7 protein-coding genes are annotated in these 17,875 nt (G+C 57.4%); 4 read left to right on the plus strand and 3 right to left on the minus strand.

Going from position 1 to position 17,875, the window contains the following annotated elements; translation table 11 throughout:
* Positions 1–361: 361 nt before the first annotated feature.
* Positions 362–3,211 (minus strand): M16 family metallopeptidase, encoded by a 2,850-nt coding sequence (locus tag J3U88_RS09625; RefSeq protein ID WP_207858378.1) that lies wholly within the window; start codon positions 3,209–3,211, stop codon positions 362–364.
* Between the two features lie 751 nt (positions 3,212–3,962).
* Positions 3,963–6,368, minus strand: coding sequence for a peptidase U32 family protein (locus tag J3U88_RS09630; protein ID WP_207858379.1), 2,406 nt, complete (start codon positions 6,366–6,368; stop codon positions 3,963–3,965).
* Positions 6,369–6,857: 489 nt separating this feature from the next.
* On the opposite strand from J3U88_RS09630, the gene J3U88_RS09635 reads away from it, so the two are divergent.
* From J3U88_RS09635 to mnmC1, 4 genes are all read left to right on the plus strand, one after another.
* Positions 6,858–8,912, plus strand: coding sequence for a hypothetical protein (locus J3U88_RS09635; protein WP_207858380.1), 2,055 nt, complete (start codon positions 6,858–6,860; stop codon positions 8,910–8,912).
* Positions 8,913–9,217: 305 nt separating this feature from the next.
* A complete protein-coding gene (locus J3U88_RS09640; protein WP_207858381.1) occupies positions 9,218–10,990 on the plus strand; it encodes an ABC transporter ATP-binding protein in 1,773 nt (590 codons plus the stop codon).
* The gene (locus J3U88_RS09645) at positions 10,983–12,773 is read left to right on the plus strand and encodes an ABC transporter ATP-binding protein (protein WP_207858382.1); all 1,791 of its coding nucleotides are present in this window, start codon (positions 10,983–10,985) and stop codon (positions 12,771–12,773) included. The genes J3U88_RS09640 and J3U88_RS09645 overlap by 8 nt, the downstream gene beginning before the upstream one ends.
* Positions 12,770–14,092: an FAD-dependent 5-carboxymethylaminomethyl-2-thiouridine(34) oxidoreductase MnmC1 gene (gene mnmC1 / locus J3U88_RS09650; RefSeq protein ID WP_207858391.1), complete on the plus strand. Its 1,323-nt coding sequence runs from the start codon at positions 12,770–12,772 to the stop codon at positions 14,090–14,092. The genes J3U88_RS09645 and mnmC1 overlap by 4 nt, the downstream gene beginning before the upstream one ends.
* A 6-nt stretch (positions 14,093–14,098) precedes the next feature.
* Here the strand turns inward: mnmC1 and J3U88_RS09655 are convergent, their stop codons facing one another.
* Entirely contained in the window at positions 14,099–16,492 is a 2,394-nt protein-coding gene (locus J3U88_RS09655) for an EAL domain-containing protein (RefSeq protein WP_207858393.1), read from the minus strand.
* Between the last annotated feature and the right edge of the window lie 1,383 nt (positions 16,493–17,875).

Raw genomic sequence — 17,875 nt, forward strand, 5'->3', positions numbered from 1 at the left:
CGGAATCCTGTCCGGTGGAGCAACGGCTCGGCCTGAATCGGGAAGAGGTCACCAAGGGACGAAACGCCCATCCGCATCCAGAAAACCAGACCAACGAAGTGACGGCTTCATCCGCGGCGGGGCCCAACCAAATGGGGCGACGGGCGAAATCGCCCATCCTCAAAATATCGAAGCATCCTAAGAAATAAAACAAAGCACCGACCCAATCCGCAACGGGAAGCGGCAACCAAGAGCCGAAACGCCCATCCGCTACCCGCTCCAAAGCAATGACCCCGCCATGCAACTGCATCCCAGCCATCCCAAACAGAAAAGGGCGCACCTCGCGGCGCACCCTCTCTGCAAATTGGTTTCGGTTATCCGGCTAGTTGAAGACTTTGTCCACCGGGATGATCTCAACGTTTTCTTTGCTGAGTTTGATGGGGTACTTCTCGATGATTTTGTCCTCTTCCAGGATTTCGGCGGGTTTTTCGCTGCCGTACTGGATCGGCGTCGGCTCACCCGACAAAAGCTGGTCGGCCAAGCCTTGGGCATCCTTGGTGATGAACACGATTTTCATGTTATCGCCCTGAAGGTGCTTCTTAATTGCGCGGTTCACGTCCTTCAGCTTCAGCTTTTTCAGCGCCGCGACCATCGATTGGTTGAAGTCCTTCATGCCGTAGAATTCGCTGTCCATCGCGTAACCCAGGCGGCGGTTGTCCGAGCCGGTCAGAACGTTCACGAACTTAATCAGGAAATTCCGCGTGGCCTCGAAATCTTTTTTGCTCATACCGTCTTTGACCAGCTTATCCAGCTCGTACTTGGCGATGCGCAACGCGAAAGCAGCCTGCTCCGGTGGCACCGGGCGCACCCAAATTTGGAAAATTTGTTGTTGGCGCGCGTAGTTGGGGTTGGGTTGCGTTAAGAACATGCCGTTGGGGAAATACTCGATGTAGGCGTAATCCCCGTAGTTCATGCCGCGCAACTCGCGCATGCGCTGGAACAGGTAGCTGTTGGTGGAGCGGTGCTCACCGAAGTAGGAGCGCGCCAGCCACAAGGCCGCGAAATCGGGATGGCTGCGGTTCACCTCGATGGGGAACCCCATGGAAAGTGCCGTGGCGCGGGTCTCTTTTTCCACGATCTGCACGTGCAAGCCGTCGATGGTTTTAGGCGCGGGCAGTTCCATTTTGGCGGCCGGCTTGCCCTCGGGCAGCGCCGCGAAGTCGCGTTTCACGCGGTCCGCGAAACCCTCGGGGAAGTTGCCGGCCATGCCCACCGTCAGGTTGTTTTGGGTGAAGTGCTCCGCGTAGAAGGCTTTCAAATCAGCCAGGGTCAGCTTGTCAATCTTGCTGATATGGCCCGCGTTAAGCGTGCCGTAGGGGTGGCCCTGGTAAATGAATTCGTAAAGAACTTCTTTGCCCAGTTCCTCGTCGTTGTTGCTGCGCAGGTTGATGGTGATCGAGCTTTTCAGTTGGTTTTTGACCCGTTCGAAGTCGTCCTCATCCCACGCCGGTTGCAACATTTGGTCTTTGATGATGGTGTAGTAGGTGTCGAGGTTGTCTTGGTGAATGGAACCGCGGAACACGGTCATTTCCTTGTCTACCTGGACGCCGAACCCGGTGGCCATGGGGAAAAAGGCTTTTTGAATCGCGCTGTAATCCAGGGTCTTGCTGCCGCCGTTGGCGATCATGGCCGTGGTCAGGGCCGCGATGCCCGCGTGTTCGGGCTTTTGGACGGCGGCGCCGGTGTGGAACATAAAGCGGAAGTTCAACACGGGAGACGGGCTTTCGATCAGGTGGGTTTTCACCTTGGAATCAACCGTTTCCTTGCTTTTGGTAACGATGCCTTCAATCGAGCCGTGGCCTTGGAGGTCCTCGGCGATTTCGCCTTGTGCCACGGTAACCACCACCAAACCATGATCGACAAAGTAGGTGTTGGCGACGCGGTGGACGACGTCCGGGGTGATTTGGTCGTAGAGGCGATAGTAACGGTTAATCGATTCGGGATCGCGGGTCAGTGCCAGCCAGGGAACCAAGGCCGAGGCGATGTCGTTGCTGCTCGTCAAACCCATGGCGAAACTGTATTTCAGGTTGTCTTTAATTTCGTTCAGACGTTGTTCCGCGACCTTTTCGGTGCGCAGGTTCGCAAACGCCGCCAGGATATCGTCACGGGCCGCCGCGATATCGTCGGCCGACTTCAACTGGGCGAAGGCCGTGACCAGGTAGGGATCGATGCGGTTCGGGAAGTAGTTTTGTACCGAGTTGGCTTTTTGTTCTTTGAGCACCAGCTTTTGGTAAAGCGGCGAGCTGCTGGAAAACGCGATTTCCGCGATGATGTCCATCGCCGCCATGTCCAGTTCCGTTTCGGAAACCGCGGGGCCGCGGAAACCGACCGCAACCATCGGCAGCGTGGGCGCGGGCCAGGCGATGTGCTCGTATTTGGGGCCGGTGGGGGCTGGTTCGGTGGGGATGTCACTTTCGTAAGTGCCGCGTTCCCAGTCGCCCCAGTACTTTTCAACCAAACCAAAGGCGCCCTCGGGGTCGACGTCCCCTGCCAAAACGATCACGATTTTTTCAGGGCGGTAGTAACGCTTGAAAAATTCGCGCGAGTATTCGAATTGGTTGGGCATGTCCTTGATGTCTTTGAGGAAACCCATGGTGGTGTGTCTGTAGGTGTGGTTGCTGAATGCCAGGTCCCGTTGGCGCTCCAGGATTTTCATGATTGGGTTGGCCGAGTTTTTGTTGTACTCGCCCAAAATGGCGCGTGCCTCGGTTTTGAAGTCGGCCTCGGGATAGGACAGATAGCGGAAGCGGTCGGCTTCTAAACGCATGACCGTGTCCAGGTCGTCCTTAGAGAAAGTGATGTGGTAGTTGGTGAAATCGTCGGTGGTGTAGGCGTTTTGGTCCGCGCCGATGTTTTTCAACGTGGCGTTGTACTCTTCCGAACTGATGTTCTCGGAGCCGCGGAACATCATGTGTTCGAAGAAGTGGGCGAAGCCGGATTTACCCGGTTCGACCTCGTTGCGGGAACCCGTTTGCACCGGGATCTGCAGCGAAACCAAGTTGGGGATCCCCGTGGGGATGACAATCACACGCAGGCCGTTATCGAAATCTTTGAGATGGTATTTGTAGGGAAAAATAGCGGTGCCCTCCTCGTGATCGTCTGCTTGCAGGGTTGAGACGCCCAGAAAGAGACTGAAAACGAGTGCCCAAACGAGACAGCGGGAAACGTTCATGAAAACCTCATGGCGCGGTAGGTGGTTCGGGTGTGTGCGGTTGAACAACCGCCGGCCCGATAAAAAAACCGCATGGAAGAATAATGAAAGGGTCGGCTTGCCTTTTTGAAGGGGGGACGCGATTCGTGTCCATGGTGGCAGGGGGTGCGCCCTCCCGCCCGCATTTCTCAACAAGCGTGCCGTCGCACGACGCTTGCTGAGAAATACGGGCGAGGCGAAACCGATCCGCGGAGACCGGGTGGGTTGGGTGTCGGTTGACACCTTCGGCTGCTGTGCCCCCTGATTTGCCCGTATCGTCTCCGTGACAATGGTGACCATTTTAGCTGAGACAGGCGAAGCCGCCGGGGAAAATCTTAAGCGCCGGACCAAAAATCTGGAGCGAAATGGTGTGGGAAAAGCGGGCCGGGGTCGCGCACGACCGCACCCGCCGGCCTTGAGCATTTTTACGGACCGTTGCAGCCCAGGCAAAGTGTTTTGGGTTTGGTTGCAAGGGGAAATCTCTGGTTCCACCGTTTTTGTTAGATCCGGGCAGGTTCCGGCCTAGCAGCCGATGCAACGGCCGCGTTCAGCGGGGGCATTTTTTCTCCTCAAAAACCTTCTTTTTGTGAAAGGCTTTTGAGGGGGCAATGCTGTTGGGATTGAGGTTAACTTGCCGCGGCGAATGCCTTGTTGCTTTCATTCGAGGCGCGATACGGTTCTCCCAAGCCCAGAGGTTTGGCTAATATCACCGCGATGGATTGCGCTTCTTAGGTTAAAGCAGAATGCGGTCCAAATTTTCGGTGTGGGTGTCGGCAAGTACCTGATCGCGGCGCGCGTGCTCAAGGATCCGGCCCATTTGGTCGGCACTGTAGGGGCGGGTGGTGAAGTCGAGGCGGAAGGTAGCCACGCCCAGACGGCGGAACCATGCGAATTGCCCGCTCCAGCTCAAGGCCTGTTCGCCGATTACCGTGCTGCGACAGCGGTCGTGGCGTACCTGGAATTGGTCGCCGTGTTCGTTTTCGATGAACAGCGTTTCGTGACCGCATTTTTTGGCGCCGGGACAACCGCCGTAAAGGGCCGCCAAGCTGCAGGCTTCCGCCACAAACAGCGGGGTGTCGGTGTACCCGATCACCTCAAAGCGGCCCGCATCCGAGGCGCGCAGCAGCGCTTCCATGTTGGGTTTGTCGTCTTCCAGCGAAAGCGTGAAGCGGCCGTCGATTCCCCGTTGTTCCAGCGCCTCAACCGCCCAGCGATTCAGGTGGTATAGCGAGAAATCCGCGTGTTTGCGGCGTGGGTCGCCCGCGAGCAGATCGAAGTGGGCCGGGTTGGCCAGCACAAATTCACAGTCGAAATCGGCGAGGTTGGGCAGGCGATGGCGGATCACCCGTAAATCCCATTTGCGCAGCACCATCGGTAAGGCGAAACGCACCGGTTTGGTTTGGCCGCGCAACATGTCCAATGCCTTGCGCCAGTCCGGCGTCGACAGGGTCGGCCGCATGACGAAATCGATTTGGTCCGTTTCGGTTTGGTGCTTGAGGGCGTGTTCCAGGGTGGCGAGGTCGGCCACGCGCAGTGCGAATTGGGTCGTGGTTTCGGCCGAGGTTGTTTGTTGTTCCGGTTGTTCCAGTTTAATGAGTGCGTCCAGCCAATCGGAGCGACCGCTTTTCAGTGTTTCGTTTAATTCGCCCAACAGATCGCGGCGCAGCTTTTTGAGTTGGGAAAACGGCAGAAAGCCGTCGATTTCGGCCGGGCCGTGGTATTCGCCCGCCTGGAAGGCCGTGTCGCCGAAGCGGAACAACTTGTCGCGCAGGGGGAGGGCCCGTTTTTGGTCGCCGCTTGGAACCGTCAGGGTGCGGCTCACCGAGCCGTGTCGTCCGTAGGCACGCACGTTTAGGTCTCGGGTGGTTTCGTCGAATTCAACCGCCATGTGGACCAGCAACGGGAGTTCCGCCACCCTTTTGCCGAGGAACCGGCTTGCGGGCCGGTATTGCTGGTTGACCGCCTGGGAATTAACCCACATCACGTGGGTTCCCGGCGGGAAGTTTTTGGCGAGGGTGACCCGTGCCCCTTTGGCGGGGCGCATGCGGTCGCCGTCTTCCACCGTGTACTTATTAAATGATAAGAGGGTTTCGTCTCGTTGCGGGGTCACCAACCGCAGCCCGTCGTAGCGTTGTAAACCGTCTTGTTCCAACACGAAGGAACAGCCGTCGGCTTCAATCGTGCCCAGGGGCAAGCCTTTGCTGCCGGTCGCGGTCAGGTCGATGGGATGGTCGCCGAACTGGCCGCGCTGATAAAAAGCCGCCGTGTAATCGCGGCCGAAGGCCAGTTGCAAGTCGCGCTCACGCGCCGCCGTGGCCGCCGTTTCCATGCGTTCCCGGTAAGCGCGCACCGAGGCGTGTACATAAGCCGGGCCTTTGCGGCGCCCCTCGATTTTCAGGGAATCAATGCCCGTATCCAGCAGTTGCGGCAGCACGTCCAGCGTGTTCATGTCCTTCATACTAAAGAGGTAGTTCTTAAAACTGCCCTTTTCCGCCGCCATCGGGAATTCGGTTTCGTTGTGGATGCGGTAACCCTTGCGGCAGGTGTAGGCGCATTCGCCGCGGTTGCCGGAGCGCCCGCCGACCGAACCACTGAAGAAACACATGCCGCTGTAGGTGTAACACATGGCGCCGTGACAAAAAACTTCCAGCTCGATTTGGTCGGCCGGGTATTTGGCGCGGATCGCCGCGATTTCGTCAAAGGTCAGTTCGCGCGCCAAAACCACGCGCTGAAAACCCTCGTCAACACAGAAGCCGACGCCCTCGAGGTTGTGGATCGCCAGTTGGGTCGAGGCGTGGCGGCGCAGGTGGGGGAAGTGTTTGGCGATGGTGCGGCCCAAACCGATATCTTGCAAAATGACGCCGTCGATGCCGCAATCGCTTGCCTCGGCAAGCGCGTGCAGAATCGGGCTCATTTCCGACATCTTAACCAGCGTGTTGAGGGTGAGGTAAACCTTGGTGCCGTGTTGGTGGGCGAGGGGTACGTAAAAAGCGAGATCGGCCACCGAGAAGTTGACCGCGTTGCCGCGCGCGTTGAAATCCTTGAGACCGCAATACACGGCGTCGGCGCCGCCTTCTAAGGCCGCAACCAACGATTCGGGCGAACCGGCCGGGGCTAGGATTTCGACTGCTTGCTTCAACTGAGGACTCCTTCATATCTTTTCAACCGAAAAGACGCAATAAGACGCGGTGATTTTGGCGAAAACTCTGGGCTGCAACGGTCCGTGAAAATGCTCAAGGCCGGCGGGTGCGGTCGTGCGCGACCCCGGCCCGCTTTTCCCAAGCCATTTCGCTCCAGATTTTTGGCCAAAATCCCTCGCGCTTATCGCGCCTCTTCGGTTTCAGGCCGTGTGAGATGCGGGTTAGGCCTTTTCTGGGCAAAAGCCCCCGCTCATGATACGGCTAATTTGGTTCTCCCGAAAGTCTCAAACTGGTGTCACCAGAGATATTTGAATGCAATTTCAGCGGCAAGTTCCCTGCTGAGAACAACTTGCTTGTTGTTGCGAATGTTCGCTCTGAGTTATAGTGAAGGGCGATTTTCGAAAAAATTTTCCAGACCTTTACTGAGAGAACCATGAGAAGCAACCGAGCTTGTTCCCCAGTTTGTGTCTGAATATCTGGAGGAATCCATGTCCCGCCGCCTCCGTATTACCGGCGCCCTTCTGTCCCTGTTTGCAGTATTGTTCATGACCGCTTGTTCCGACGACGAAGATCACGGCGAATTTCTGTTCCAAGAGTTCACCTACGTTTTCTTTGATCCTGCTTCCGGCAGTCCCGCCGATATTGCGATCCCCAACAACTTGCTGATCAACCCCGCAACCGGTTTGGTCAACCTTCCGCTCAGCGGCGAGCCTTTTGACTCCGCCAACACCCTGCGCGGTTTCTCTACCCTGGCCCCCCTCGTGCTTCCTTTTGAGGGTCAGCTCGATGCTTCTTCACTGAGCATGGAAACCATGCCCGTGTTCCGCCAGACCACCGATTTGGCTTCGCTCCAGCCCGCGCCTATGGCGTATGCCGCGACCTACGACGCCGCTTCAAACCGCACCACCGTTACCGCCACCCCTGTTTTCCCCCTGGCGCCCGGCAGCACCTACATTGCCATCGTGACCCGCGGTGTTTTGGACAACAACGGCCGTCCCGTTGAGTCCCAATTGACCATCGACGTCTTGAAGCGTTTCGAGCCCATCGATCCCACTTCTGCGAGTGCGGCCTTGGAGCCCGTTCGCCAGGCCTACCAACCGATTTGGCAATTTGCCGAGGCCGTAACCGGCCAACAACGCGGCAACATTCCTTTTGCTTGGGCCTTCAATACCCAGCCGCTGTTTGCACCGGCCGTTTCTCTGCGTACCGCCGCCGGCGCCACCAACCCCACGCCGACCATTGAAATCCCCCTGCCCACCCCGGAAGCGGTTGACCAGTTCTTCCAATCGCAGGGGCTTGGTTCCGTACCGCACAACGCCATCGGTTCCATGTACAAAGGTTCTTTTGAAGCGCCCAACTACATCGGCCACCCGCTCGTCGGTCCCATGCCGCGTGACCCCCAGGGCAACCCCACCGCCACCGGCACCAGCACCATTAACTTCTGGGCGGCCTTGCCCGCGCAGTCCGCGATCAACCCACCGCCTACCGTGATTTTCCAACACGGTCTCACCGGTGCCAAAGAAAACGTGTTGGCGATTGCCAATACCTTGTGTACCGCCGGCTTCGGCGTGATCGCCATCGACATCGTGCTCCACGGTGAGCGCACCATGGACTTCCTCGACAACGAAACCGGCGCGATCATCTTCGAAGTTGACGCTTCCGGTAACGTCGTTCAGCAGGGTGACGGCATCCCCGATCCCTCCGGCAGTAACTTCATCAACTTGGGCATTCCCCGCATGACGCGTGACAACGCACTGCAAACCTTGTCCGATCAGTTTGTGCTGACGCAAATGATCCAATCCGGCAACGCCGACTTTAACGGCGACGGCCAACCCGAGCTGGGCACCAACGTTTCCTTCGTCGGCCAATCCTTGGGCGCCTTGTTCGGCACCGTGTTCGCCACCATGCAGGAAGGCCTGAACACCGCGGTACTGAACGTGCCCGGCGGTCGTTTGAGCGGTATTTTGACCCGGTCCCAGAGCATCAGCCCCGGTGTGAATGCCGGTTTGGCCGCACAAGGGATTGCGACCGGTTCCGCCGATTACAACCTGTTTTTCCTGATCTTCCAAACCGTTTTGGACGATGCCGACCCCATGAACTACGCTACCCAAACCTTGAATGCCGGCTTGAAGCCCGGCGGTCAAGCGCCCAACATCCTTTTGCAGGAAGCCTTTGAAGACCAGGTGATTCCCAACACCGCCACCGCCGACCTGACCCGCGCCATGGGCCTGGCCCAGGTTTCCGCATCTTGGGAATACCCCTTCCAGCCGCAAGTTACCGCGCCTCATGTGGGTTCCGGTCACTTCCAGTACACCAACGCCGCCCACGGCTTCTTGTTGATCCCAACCGATCCTTCCGTTGCCGCCGGTCAGTTGCAAACCGCAACCTACCTCGGCACCGCCTTGCAGGGCAGCCCCACCATCATCGATCCCTTTGCCGCCGGCAAGACTTTGCCTGAAGTCGGTTACATGGACACCCCTGAAATCGATACCAAATTCTTGGTGACCTTCCCCAAAGCGGTGAAGCTCGCACCCCAACCCTAAAAAAGGGTTTCCGCCTCGGGCCCAACCCGGCCTGAATCGGTTCCATCCCTAAAACAAGCCGCGGCCGTTGGAAGTTTTTCGCTTCCGGCGGCCGTTTGCTTTTTGGTGGGAATCATGGTTTTATCGGTCGGTCCCCGAAACCCATCGCCCTGTTCTCGCGTACGTTGAGGTTTTGGCTCTGGTTCCCGTCCTAAGCTCGCTGTTGCGTGGGAACCGGTTTGAAGTGAAGCATTGTTTAAACTCGGGCACGGCCCCTTGGTATCGGCCACCCGTTGCCGTGGGTTTGCGACCATGAAGGATTCGATTTGCAGATTTTTTGGCGCTTCTCGAAACGCTACCTAAGGCCTTATCTACATTGGTACTTGGCCGGCTTCGCTTGCATCTTCCTGACCCAAGGCATGGCCGTTCTCATCATCAACACCGTTAAAAATGCCATTGACGCCGTCACCCTTGCCGACGCCGATGCGCAAACCGTGGTGCCCTACGCCGTCAAGATCGCCCTTTTTGCCGTGTCGATTATTGTGGTGCGCACCGCCTCGCGGTTGCTGGTGTTTACGCCCGGCCGTTTGATCGAATACCACGTCCGCAACGATTACTACCAAAACCTGCTGTTCTTGCAGCGAGGGTTCTTCCAGCGCCACGAATCCGGTGATCTCGTCAGCCGTTGTTCCAACGACATATCCTTTGTGCGCGCGGCTTACGGCTTTGGTTTTTTGCAGATTGCAAATGTAACCATCACCTTAACACTTGGCATCGGCGCCATGTTTGCCATGGATTGGCGCACCACCCTGTACCTTGCCGTTCCCATGATTCTGGCGTTTACCATTATTCAGGTCAGCATCAATTACATGCTGGTTTATTGGCGTTTGGCCAATGAACAGGTCGGTGGCTTGTCCTCGCTCTGTCTCTCCGCCTACAAGGGTGTTTCCGCCATCCAGAATTACCACGCCGAACCCGCGGTGCTCGACCGCTTTCGCGGCATTAACGCCGACTACCTGCACACCCAGACCGTGGTCACGCGGGTGCGCTCCTTCATCATGCCGATGGTGCAACTGGTGGGGAACCTCAGCGTGTTTATCGTCCTGTTGATCGTTGCACCCAAGGTGTTACAGGGTGATTTAACCCTTGGCGAACTCAACGCCTTTCTCGGCTACATCGCCATGATTATGCCGCCGTTGCTGTCCTTGGGCTGGATGCTGAACACCTTTAACCGCGCCGTGCCCGCCATGGAACGCTTGGAAGAAATCATTACCGCCGAACCCGATTTACCCAAAACCGTTGCTGAAACAAGTGAGAAACCACGGGGCGCCGTCACCATTTCCGCGCGCGACCTCGCCTTCCGTTTCCCCGAGGATCCCAAGAACCCCGAACCCTTTGAACTCAAACCGGTGAGCCTCGAAATAACGCCCGGAAAAGTGGTCGGTGTTGCCGGCCCACTCGGTTCCGGCAAATCCGTGTTCCTCGAAACCCTGTTGCGGCTTAACCGCCTCGAACCGGGGCGGGTCTTGTTGAACGGTGACGACGGCGCGGTCATGGAATTAAACCGGTTCCGCGCCTTTTTCTCTTTTGCGCCTCAGAAACCCCTGCTGTTTTCCACCACCCTGCGCGAGAACCTGTTGGTTGCTTTAACGCCCGAGGACCACGATCAGCCCGATGTGGAGCAACGCCTGCGCCATGCGCTCGCCGCCGCCTGTTTCGATCTCGATCCCAAGGTGTTCCCCAAGGGTTTGGAAACCGAGGTGGGCGTTAAAGGGGTCATGTTGTCGGGTGGTCAGCGTCAGCGCATCGCCTTGGCGCGTGCGCTCTTGAAAGAGGCCGACCTGTATGTGTTGGACGACGTGCTTTCCGCCGTCGACCACGAAACCGAAAAGAAAATCATCCAAAACCTGCGGCGGATGGAACCGAAACGTTCGTTTTTAATCGCTTCCCACCGCATTTCCGCTATTCAATGGGCCGACGAAATTCTGGTGTTCGAGCAGGGTTCCGTCGTCCAGCGCGGCAACCACGCGCAATTGATCCAGCAACCCGGTTTTTACCAAGATATTTACCAATACCAGGCGGAGCATCCCGATGAATAAAACCATGACGGGCGAAACGCCCGAGAGCGGGATCATCAGCAATCGCGGTTTGGTAGAACGCTTTTGGGCCATTGCCAAGCCGGAACATCCCGTTTACCTGTTTTCCTTTTTCATGATGGCCCTGACCTCGATGACCGACCTCGCCCGACCGCTGGTACTCAAGTGGGGTTTGGATCAAATTGAGGCGGAAAACATTGCCGCGTTGCAATCGGCGGCCTGGCTGTTTTTGGTGGTGGTTCTGCTGGATTACGGTTCGCGCAGCGGTTTTAGCTATTTGATTAGCGTGTCCTTCCTGCGCACGATTAACCGTTTGCGTTCCAAAGTTTTCGAGCACGTCATCCACATGAAAATGGCCTTTTTCGACCGCCGCCCCGTCGGCGCGCTGATGACCCGTACCATCAACGATTGCGAATCCTTGGCCGAAACCTTACGCGCCGGCATTGCCACGATCTTGGTCGATGCTGTTTCCGTGCTGGTCTACCTGGGCGTTTTGATCTCATTGGATTGGCACCTGAGCACCACCTTGTTGGTGGCCGCGCCGCTCGTGTGGCTGGTGGTACGTTGGTGTGGTCACCGCTTGCGGCTCAAGTACTTAGACGTACGCAAGGCCTTGGCTGAATCCAACGGTTGGATGGCCGAGGGCATCGGCGGCGTTGAAATTTTGCAATTGTTCAGCCAGGAATCCCAATCCGCCGGCACCTACAAAACCATTAACCGCAAGTACCGTCATGCCACCATTACCAGTAACTTCTACGACGCCTTGCTCTATTCCTTCATTGAGGCCATTGCCGGCTTGGTGACCGCCGCCGTGCTCATCGTGGGTTTCAACATGCGTTTCGGATTGTTGGAAATCAGCACCATGATTGTGTACCTGGACGTGGTCAACCGTTTGTTTACGCCCATCCGCGAACTCAGCAACAAGTACGCGACCATTCAGCAAGCGTTGGCCGCCTTGCAACGCATTTTCGAACTGGTGGAAACCAAAGACACCATCCAGCAGGGCGAGGAGAAATTGCAGGAGCGCCGCTTGGATGTTGCCTTTGACAAGGTTTCCTTCCGCTACGGTTCCGACGGACCGCTGGTGCTGAAAAATATTAGTTTCGCCCTCAAGCCCGGCCAAGTTTTCGCTTTGGTCGGCCAAACCGGCAGTGGTAAGTCCACCATCGGCAAGCTGTTAACCCGCGCCTATGACGGCTATGAAGGACACGTGCTGGTGGGTGGCAAGGAGCTCAAACAACTGGATGTGCATTCTCTGCGCGGTCATATCGCCGTGGTCCACCAAGATGTGGAATTGTTTCCGGGCAGCTTGCGCGAGAACATCAGCATGTTCGATCCCACCATTGACGACGAAAAAGTCATGTGGGCGATTCGCTTGGTGAAGGCCGAGCACCTGGTGGCGCGTTTGAACGGCGGCCTGGATTATCAGGTCCGTGAGGACGGCGGCAATTTGTCCAGCGGCCAGATGCAACTCATTGTGTTTGCACGTGCTTTGGCCCACGATGCACCCATCGTGCTGATGGACGAAGCCACCGCCAGCGTGGATTCCGTGACCGAGGCCTGGATCCAGGAAGCGATTCAGCAGATCTTTAAACACAAAACCGTGTTGATCGTTGCCCACCGTTTGTCGACCATCGCCGCCGCCGACCAAATTTTGGTGCTGAAAAGCGGGGAAATCATTGAGCAGGGTACCCACGAGGAACTGCAAACCCTGCCCGGTGGTTATTACGCCGAGTTGGTGGAATCTTCCAAACTCAACAAAAAAGACAGCTCGGTTTTTGTATGAGACGGCGTCGCGACGGCAACATCGCTGACCAACCCTGGTTCCGGCAACCGTCACCCGTCGCCGCGCGCCGGGTCGTGGTGCTGGGTGCGGGCGTGGCCGGTGCCGCGGCCGCGTTTTCCCTAGCCGAGGCGGGTTTTGAGGTGCGCGTGTTGGACCGACGTCCGGCGCCTGCCATGGAAACTTCCGCCCATCCCGGTGCGGTTGTTATGCCGATCATCTCTCAGGCGCCCGCCCCGGTAAGTAGTTATCATTGCCATGCTTACGCGCAAACCTTGGCGCGCATCGCGCTGTTGGAGGCGCGTGGTTTGGATCCCGGTTGGCATCCCACCGGTGTGGTTCACCTGCTGACCAAAAGCCGATTACGCAAACTCTATGACGGCCTCGCCGAAACCGGTTATCCCGATGGGTTGGTGCAGCGTGGTTCCGCCGAACAGGTTGCGGCGCTGACCGGTTTACCCGCGGCGCAGCCGGGCTTGGTTTTTCCCAAGGCCGGCTGGGTCGACGCGCGCGCTTATGTGGCCGCCCAGTTAAACCACGCGCGGATTACCTTTGTCGGGGACGCCGATATTGCTGAAATTGAAGCGGATTCTTCCGGTTGGCGCTTGTTGGGCCGCGACGGCGGATGCGTTGCCGAAACGCCGCTGCTGGTATTGGCCGCCGCCGCGGACTGCGTGCGTTTTCCCCTTTGTGATTGGTTCCCGCTCATTCGCATTCGTGGCCAACTTGCTTATGTCGACCCTCAATCCTGTGGGCAAGATTTGCGTGCCGTGGTTTGCCACGACGGCTACACCATCCCCCACACCGATGCCGGTCACCTGATGGGCGCCACCTTTGATTACGACCGTACCGATACCGCACTGGATCGCAACGACTTCGAAAACCTCGTGTTACGCAACCGAGACCTCTTTGCGTTCCGGGGTGAAGCCGCTGACTTACCCCTGGCCGGCCGCGTTGCCTTCCGCGCCAAATGCCACGATCATTTGCCGATGGTCGGCGCCGTACCCGATTACGATGCTTATATGGGTGCGTACGGGGATATCACCAAAGGCCGGGCCTACGTTGATTATCCCGATGCGCCTTATGTTCCCGGTTTGTATGTCACCACCGGACATGGCTCGCGCGGCATGATTTCAAGTATTGCCGCCGCCGAAATTTTGACCGCGCAACTGTTGGGCCGCCCCGCGCCCGTTACGCCGGGGTTGCTTGCCGCCGTTCATCCCGCCCGTTTTATCATTCGGCGGCTGTTGCGGCGTCAGCCTTCCTTGCGCGAGGATGGTGCGCGGCGCCGCGGCGATGCCACGCTCAACGCGTGGCGCTGAGACCGCTTACCCGTTCTGTTCGGACGTTTTACCATCGACTTGTTGTTCAAGGAGACGGGGGATTTCCTCGCGGGGCAAAGGTTTGGCGAAGAAAAAGCCTTGTCCGAATTCACAGCCCATGTCTTTGAGCGTTTCCATTTGGATTTCGCTTTCGATGCCCTCCGCGATGACTTCCATGTTCAGGGCCATCGCCAGCATTTTGATGGCGCGCACGATTTCCAAATTCTCCTGGCCGAGGTGTAGGTTGCGCACGAAGGATGCGTCGATTTTGACCACATTCAACGGGAAGCGGTGGAGGTAGCTGAGCGAACTGTAGCCCGTGCCGAAGTCGTCGAGCAGGAGGGGAATGTTCATGCCGCGTAGTTCGGAGAGGACCAGTCGGACCACGTCCAGTTCTTCCATTAATAATGATTCGGTGATTTCGAGTTTGAGGCGTTGCGCTTCCAGGCCGCTGCTGTCGAGGGTTTCGCGAATGAGGGGGACCAGGTCCCCCTCGAGGAATTGGATCGTGGACAGGTTGACGCTCATGGAAAGCGGCGGGGTGTGGGGAAAGGCTTGTTGCCAGGTGACCACGTCGCGACAGGCGCACTGCAGGATGTGGCGGCTGATATCGTTGATAAGCCCGGTTTCCTCCGCGATGGGGATGAATTCTGCCGGGGGAACCATGCCGCGTACCGGATGTTTCCAGCGGGCCAGCGCCTCGAAACCCGTGATCTTGCCCGTGCGTAGGTCGACGATGGGTTGGTAGAAGGGGAGGATTTGTTGCTGCTCCATGGCCAAGCGCAGGTCGTACTCGAGTTCCAATCGAGAAAGCACCTCGAGGTGAAGGCTTTTGTCGAACACCTCGAAGCGGGCGCGGCCCAGTTTTTTGGCGCGGTAGAGGGCGATATCGGCGTCGCGCAGCAGTTCGTCCGGGGTTTCTTTGTGGGTGATGGGCAGGGCGATGCCGATGCTGCCGCCCGTGAAAACCTCGTGGCGTTCCAGCACAAACACCTGTTGCAGGCGTTTGAGGATGAGTTGGGCGATGTCCTCCGCCTGGGCTACTTCTTGGATGCCGTCGAAGAGGATTGCGAACTCGTCGCCGCCGAGGCGGGCCACCGTATCGCCGTTGCGTACGCAACCTTGCAGGCGGTGGGCCACTTGTTTGAGGAGCAGATCGCCAACGTGGTGGCCCAAACTGTCGTTGATAATTTTGAAGTGGTCCAGGTCGAGGAACAGAATGGCGAAATGGTAGTTGGGGCGGCGGTGGCTGAAGGCCAGGGCTTGGCGCAGGCGGTCGATGAAGAGCGTGCGGTTGGGCAGGCCCGTTAGGTCGTCGTGGAGCGCACTGTAGGTGAGTTTTTTCTCCATCGACTTGCGTTTGGTGATGTCGACGTAGGAGACCACCAGGCGCTGGGGCTGGTTGTGTGCATCGCGGTGGAGTCGGCCGCGCAGGGCGAACCAAATCACGCTGCCGTCGCGGTGGAACATGCGGTGTTCCCATTCGATTTGGTTGGCTTGGTTGTCGAGCAGTTTGTCGAGTTGGTGTTTGAGGGCGCCGCGGTCGGCCGTGTGGACCAGGGCCATCCAGGTGTCGAGGTCGCTGTTCAGTTCGTCGTTGCCGTAACCGAGCAGTTCTTTCATGTTGGGGGAGAGGTAGAGGTTGTCGGTTTGCAGGTTCCAGTCCCAGATGCCGACGCGGCCAGCCTCGACTGCCAGCGCATAACGTTCCTCGCTGTCGCGGAGGGTTTGCGTGTGTTCTTCGACCTTGCGTTCCAGCAGTTTGTTGAAGTCGCGCATCGCCTTGATCAGGTTGTAGTTGGTAAAGGCCAGACCTGCTTGGTCCGTGATGAGTTCGAGCAGGCGTTGGTTCTCCATGCTGAAGGCGCCGATGTCGGGATGGGACATGTTGAAGACGCCGAGCACGTCCCCGTGTTCGCCCATAATCGGCAGGCACAGGAGTGATTTGATGCTGGTGATCTCACTGCGTTTGGGTACGAACCGCGCGTCCTTCGCCACGTTTTCGATGAGGAGTGAGCGCTGGTTTTTGGCCGCCCAACCCGCGGCACCTTCGCCCATTTTCATGCGCGGCGCATCCTGGGCTTGTTTGAGGAACAGGCGCGGTTTGCGTTCCTGTTGCCCTTGCGCGGCTGTAAGCACCAAATCCGAGCTGCCTGGCTGAACCAACCACAGCGAGCAATTTTCGGCGTAGGTTTCGTCGATGATGATGTTCACAAAGCCGGCGACCAGTTGCGAGAGCTGGGGGTTCCAGCGCAAGAGGGCGCCCATCCGTTTGATGAGGGAGAACTCCTTGACCTTGGTGACAAAGGCGTCATTGGAGATCTTCAGCGCTTTGGCGAACGCGTCGCGTTCTTTGCGCAGTTGCTCCAGCTCATCTTGCAGGTTGGATTCAAGAGGCATGGTTTCGCACCTTGAACAAATCGCTGCCGGTTCGGCTCGGAAACACGTCGGTGCTGCATCAAAAGAAAAACTGCCAACCTGGCGAAGGTTGGGGGCGGAAGGCAAGCAACAAACGTGGGGAAAAAAGCGGCGAGTGAAATGAATGACCGGCCGTCCAAACAGGTGTTGGGGGAGGGGCCGGCGACGCCGTTAAATGAATGGTGAACCGATGATGTGATTGTGGATGTTGTTGTGTGGCGGCAACAACGGGGCTTGGTGTTGAGTTGTAACGGGAGCAGGCATGTTACGGCGAGAATTGAGGTAAAAGGTTAATCCGGTTGTGTGGTGGTATGACCCCATCATACAGGGAGGGGCCTGTCTTCTGTAGTCTTTATCGCCTGGTGAATGCGCTTTGTTAAACCCTTAATTCCGGTCTGTGACAAATTTCAAGTAGGCGAAAATAGGGCTTGAAGTTGTTTTTTTGTCGGTTCTTGAACCTTAAACCCATGTCATTCCAGCTTTTCGCCGCCTATCGTATTCCCCAATTTCACCCCGTCCCAACCCAGGACACCCACCAAATCGGAAAGCCGTACCATGGCAAATTGGGCTGCAAATTGGGACACCCACCAAATCGGCAGGCAAATTGGGGCAAATTGGGACACCCACCAAATCGGCAGGCAAATTGAGGCAAATTGGGACACCCACCTTTGGCAAATTGGGACACCCACCAAAAGGCAAATTGGGACACCCACCAAAAGGCAAATTGGGACACCCACCAAATCGGCAGGGCAAAGTGGGACACCCACCAAATCGGCAGGCAAATTGAGGGCAAATTGGGACACCCACCTTTGGCAAATTGCAAATTGGGACACCCACCAAATCGGCAGGGCAAATGGCAAATTGGGACACCCACCTTTGGCAAATTGGGACACCCACCAAAAGGCAAATTGGGACACCCACCAAATCGGCAGGGCAAAGTGGGACACCCACCTTTTGTTAAACGTGGGCCAAATTGGGACACCCACCAAATGGCCCACCAGATCGTGGCAAATTGGGACACCCACCAAATCGGCAGGGCAAATGGCAAATTGGGACACCCACCTTTGGCAAATGGCAAAGTGGGACACCCACCAAATCGGCAGGCAAATTGAGGCAAATTGGGACACCCACCAAATGGCCCACCAGATCGGGACACCCACCTTTTTCGCCAGTCCCCCAGTTTGCCAGTTCGGGACACCCACCTTTTTCCAGGCAAATTGGGACACCCACCAAATGGCCCACCAGATCGTGGCAAATGGGCAAAGTGGGACACCCACCTTTTGTTAAACGTGGGCCAAATTTTGCAAATTGGGACACCCACCAAAAGGCAAATTGGGACACCCACCAAATCGGCAGGGCAAAGTG

It is taken from the genome of Acanthopleuribacter pedis (assembly GCF_017377855.1).
GTDB classification, from domain to species: Bacteria; Acidobacteriota; Holophagae; order Acanthopleuribacterales; family Acanthopleuribacteraceae; genus Acanthopleuribacter; species Acanthopleuribacter pedis.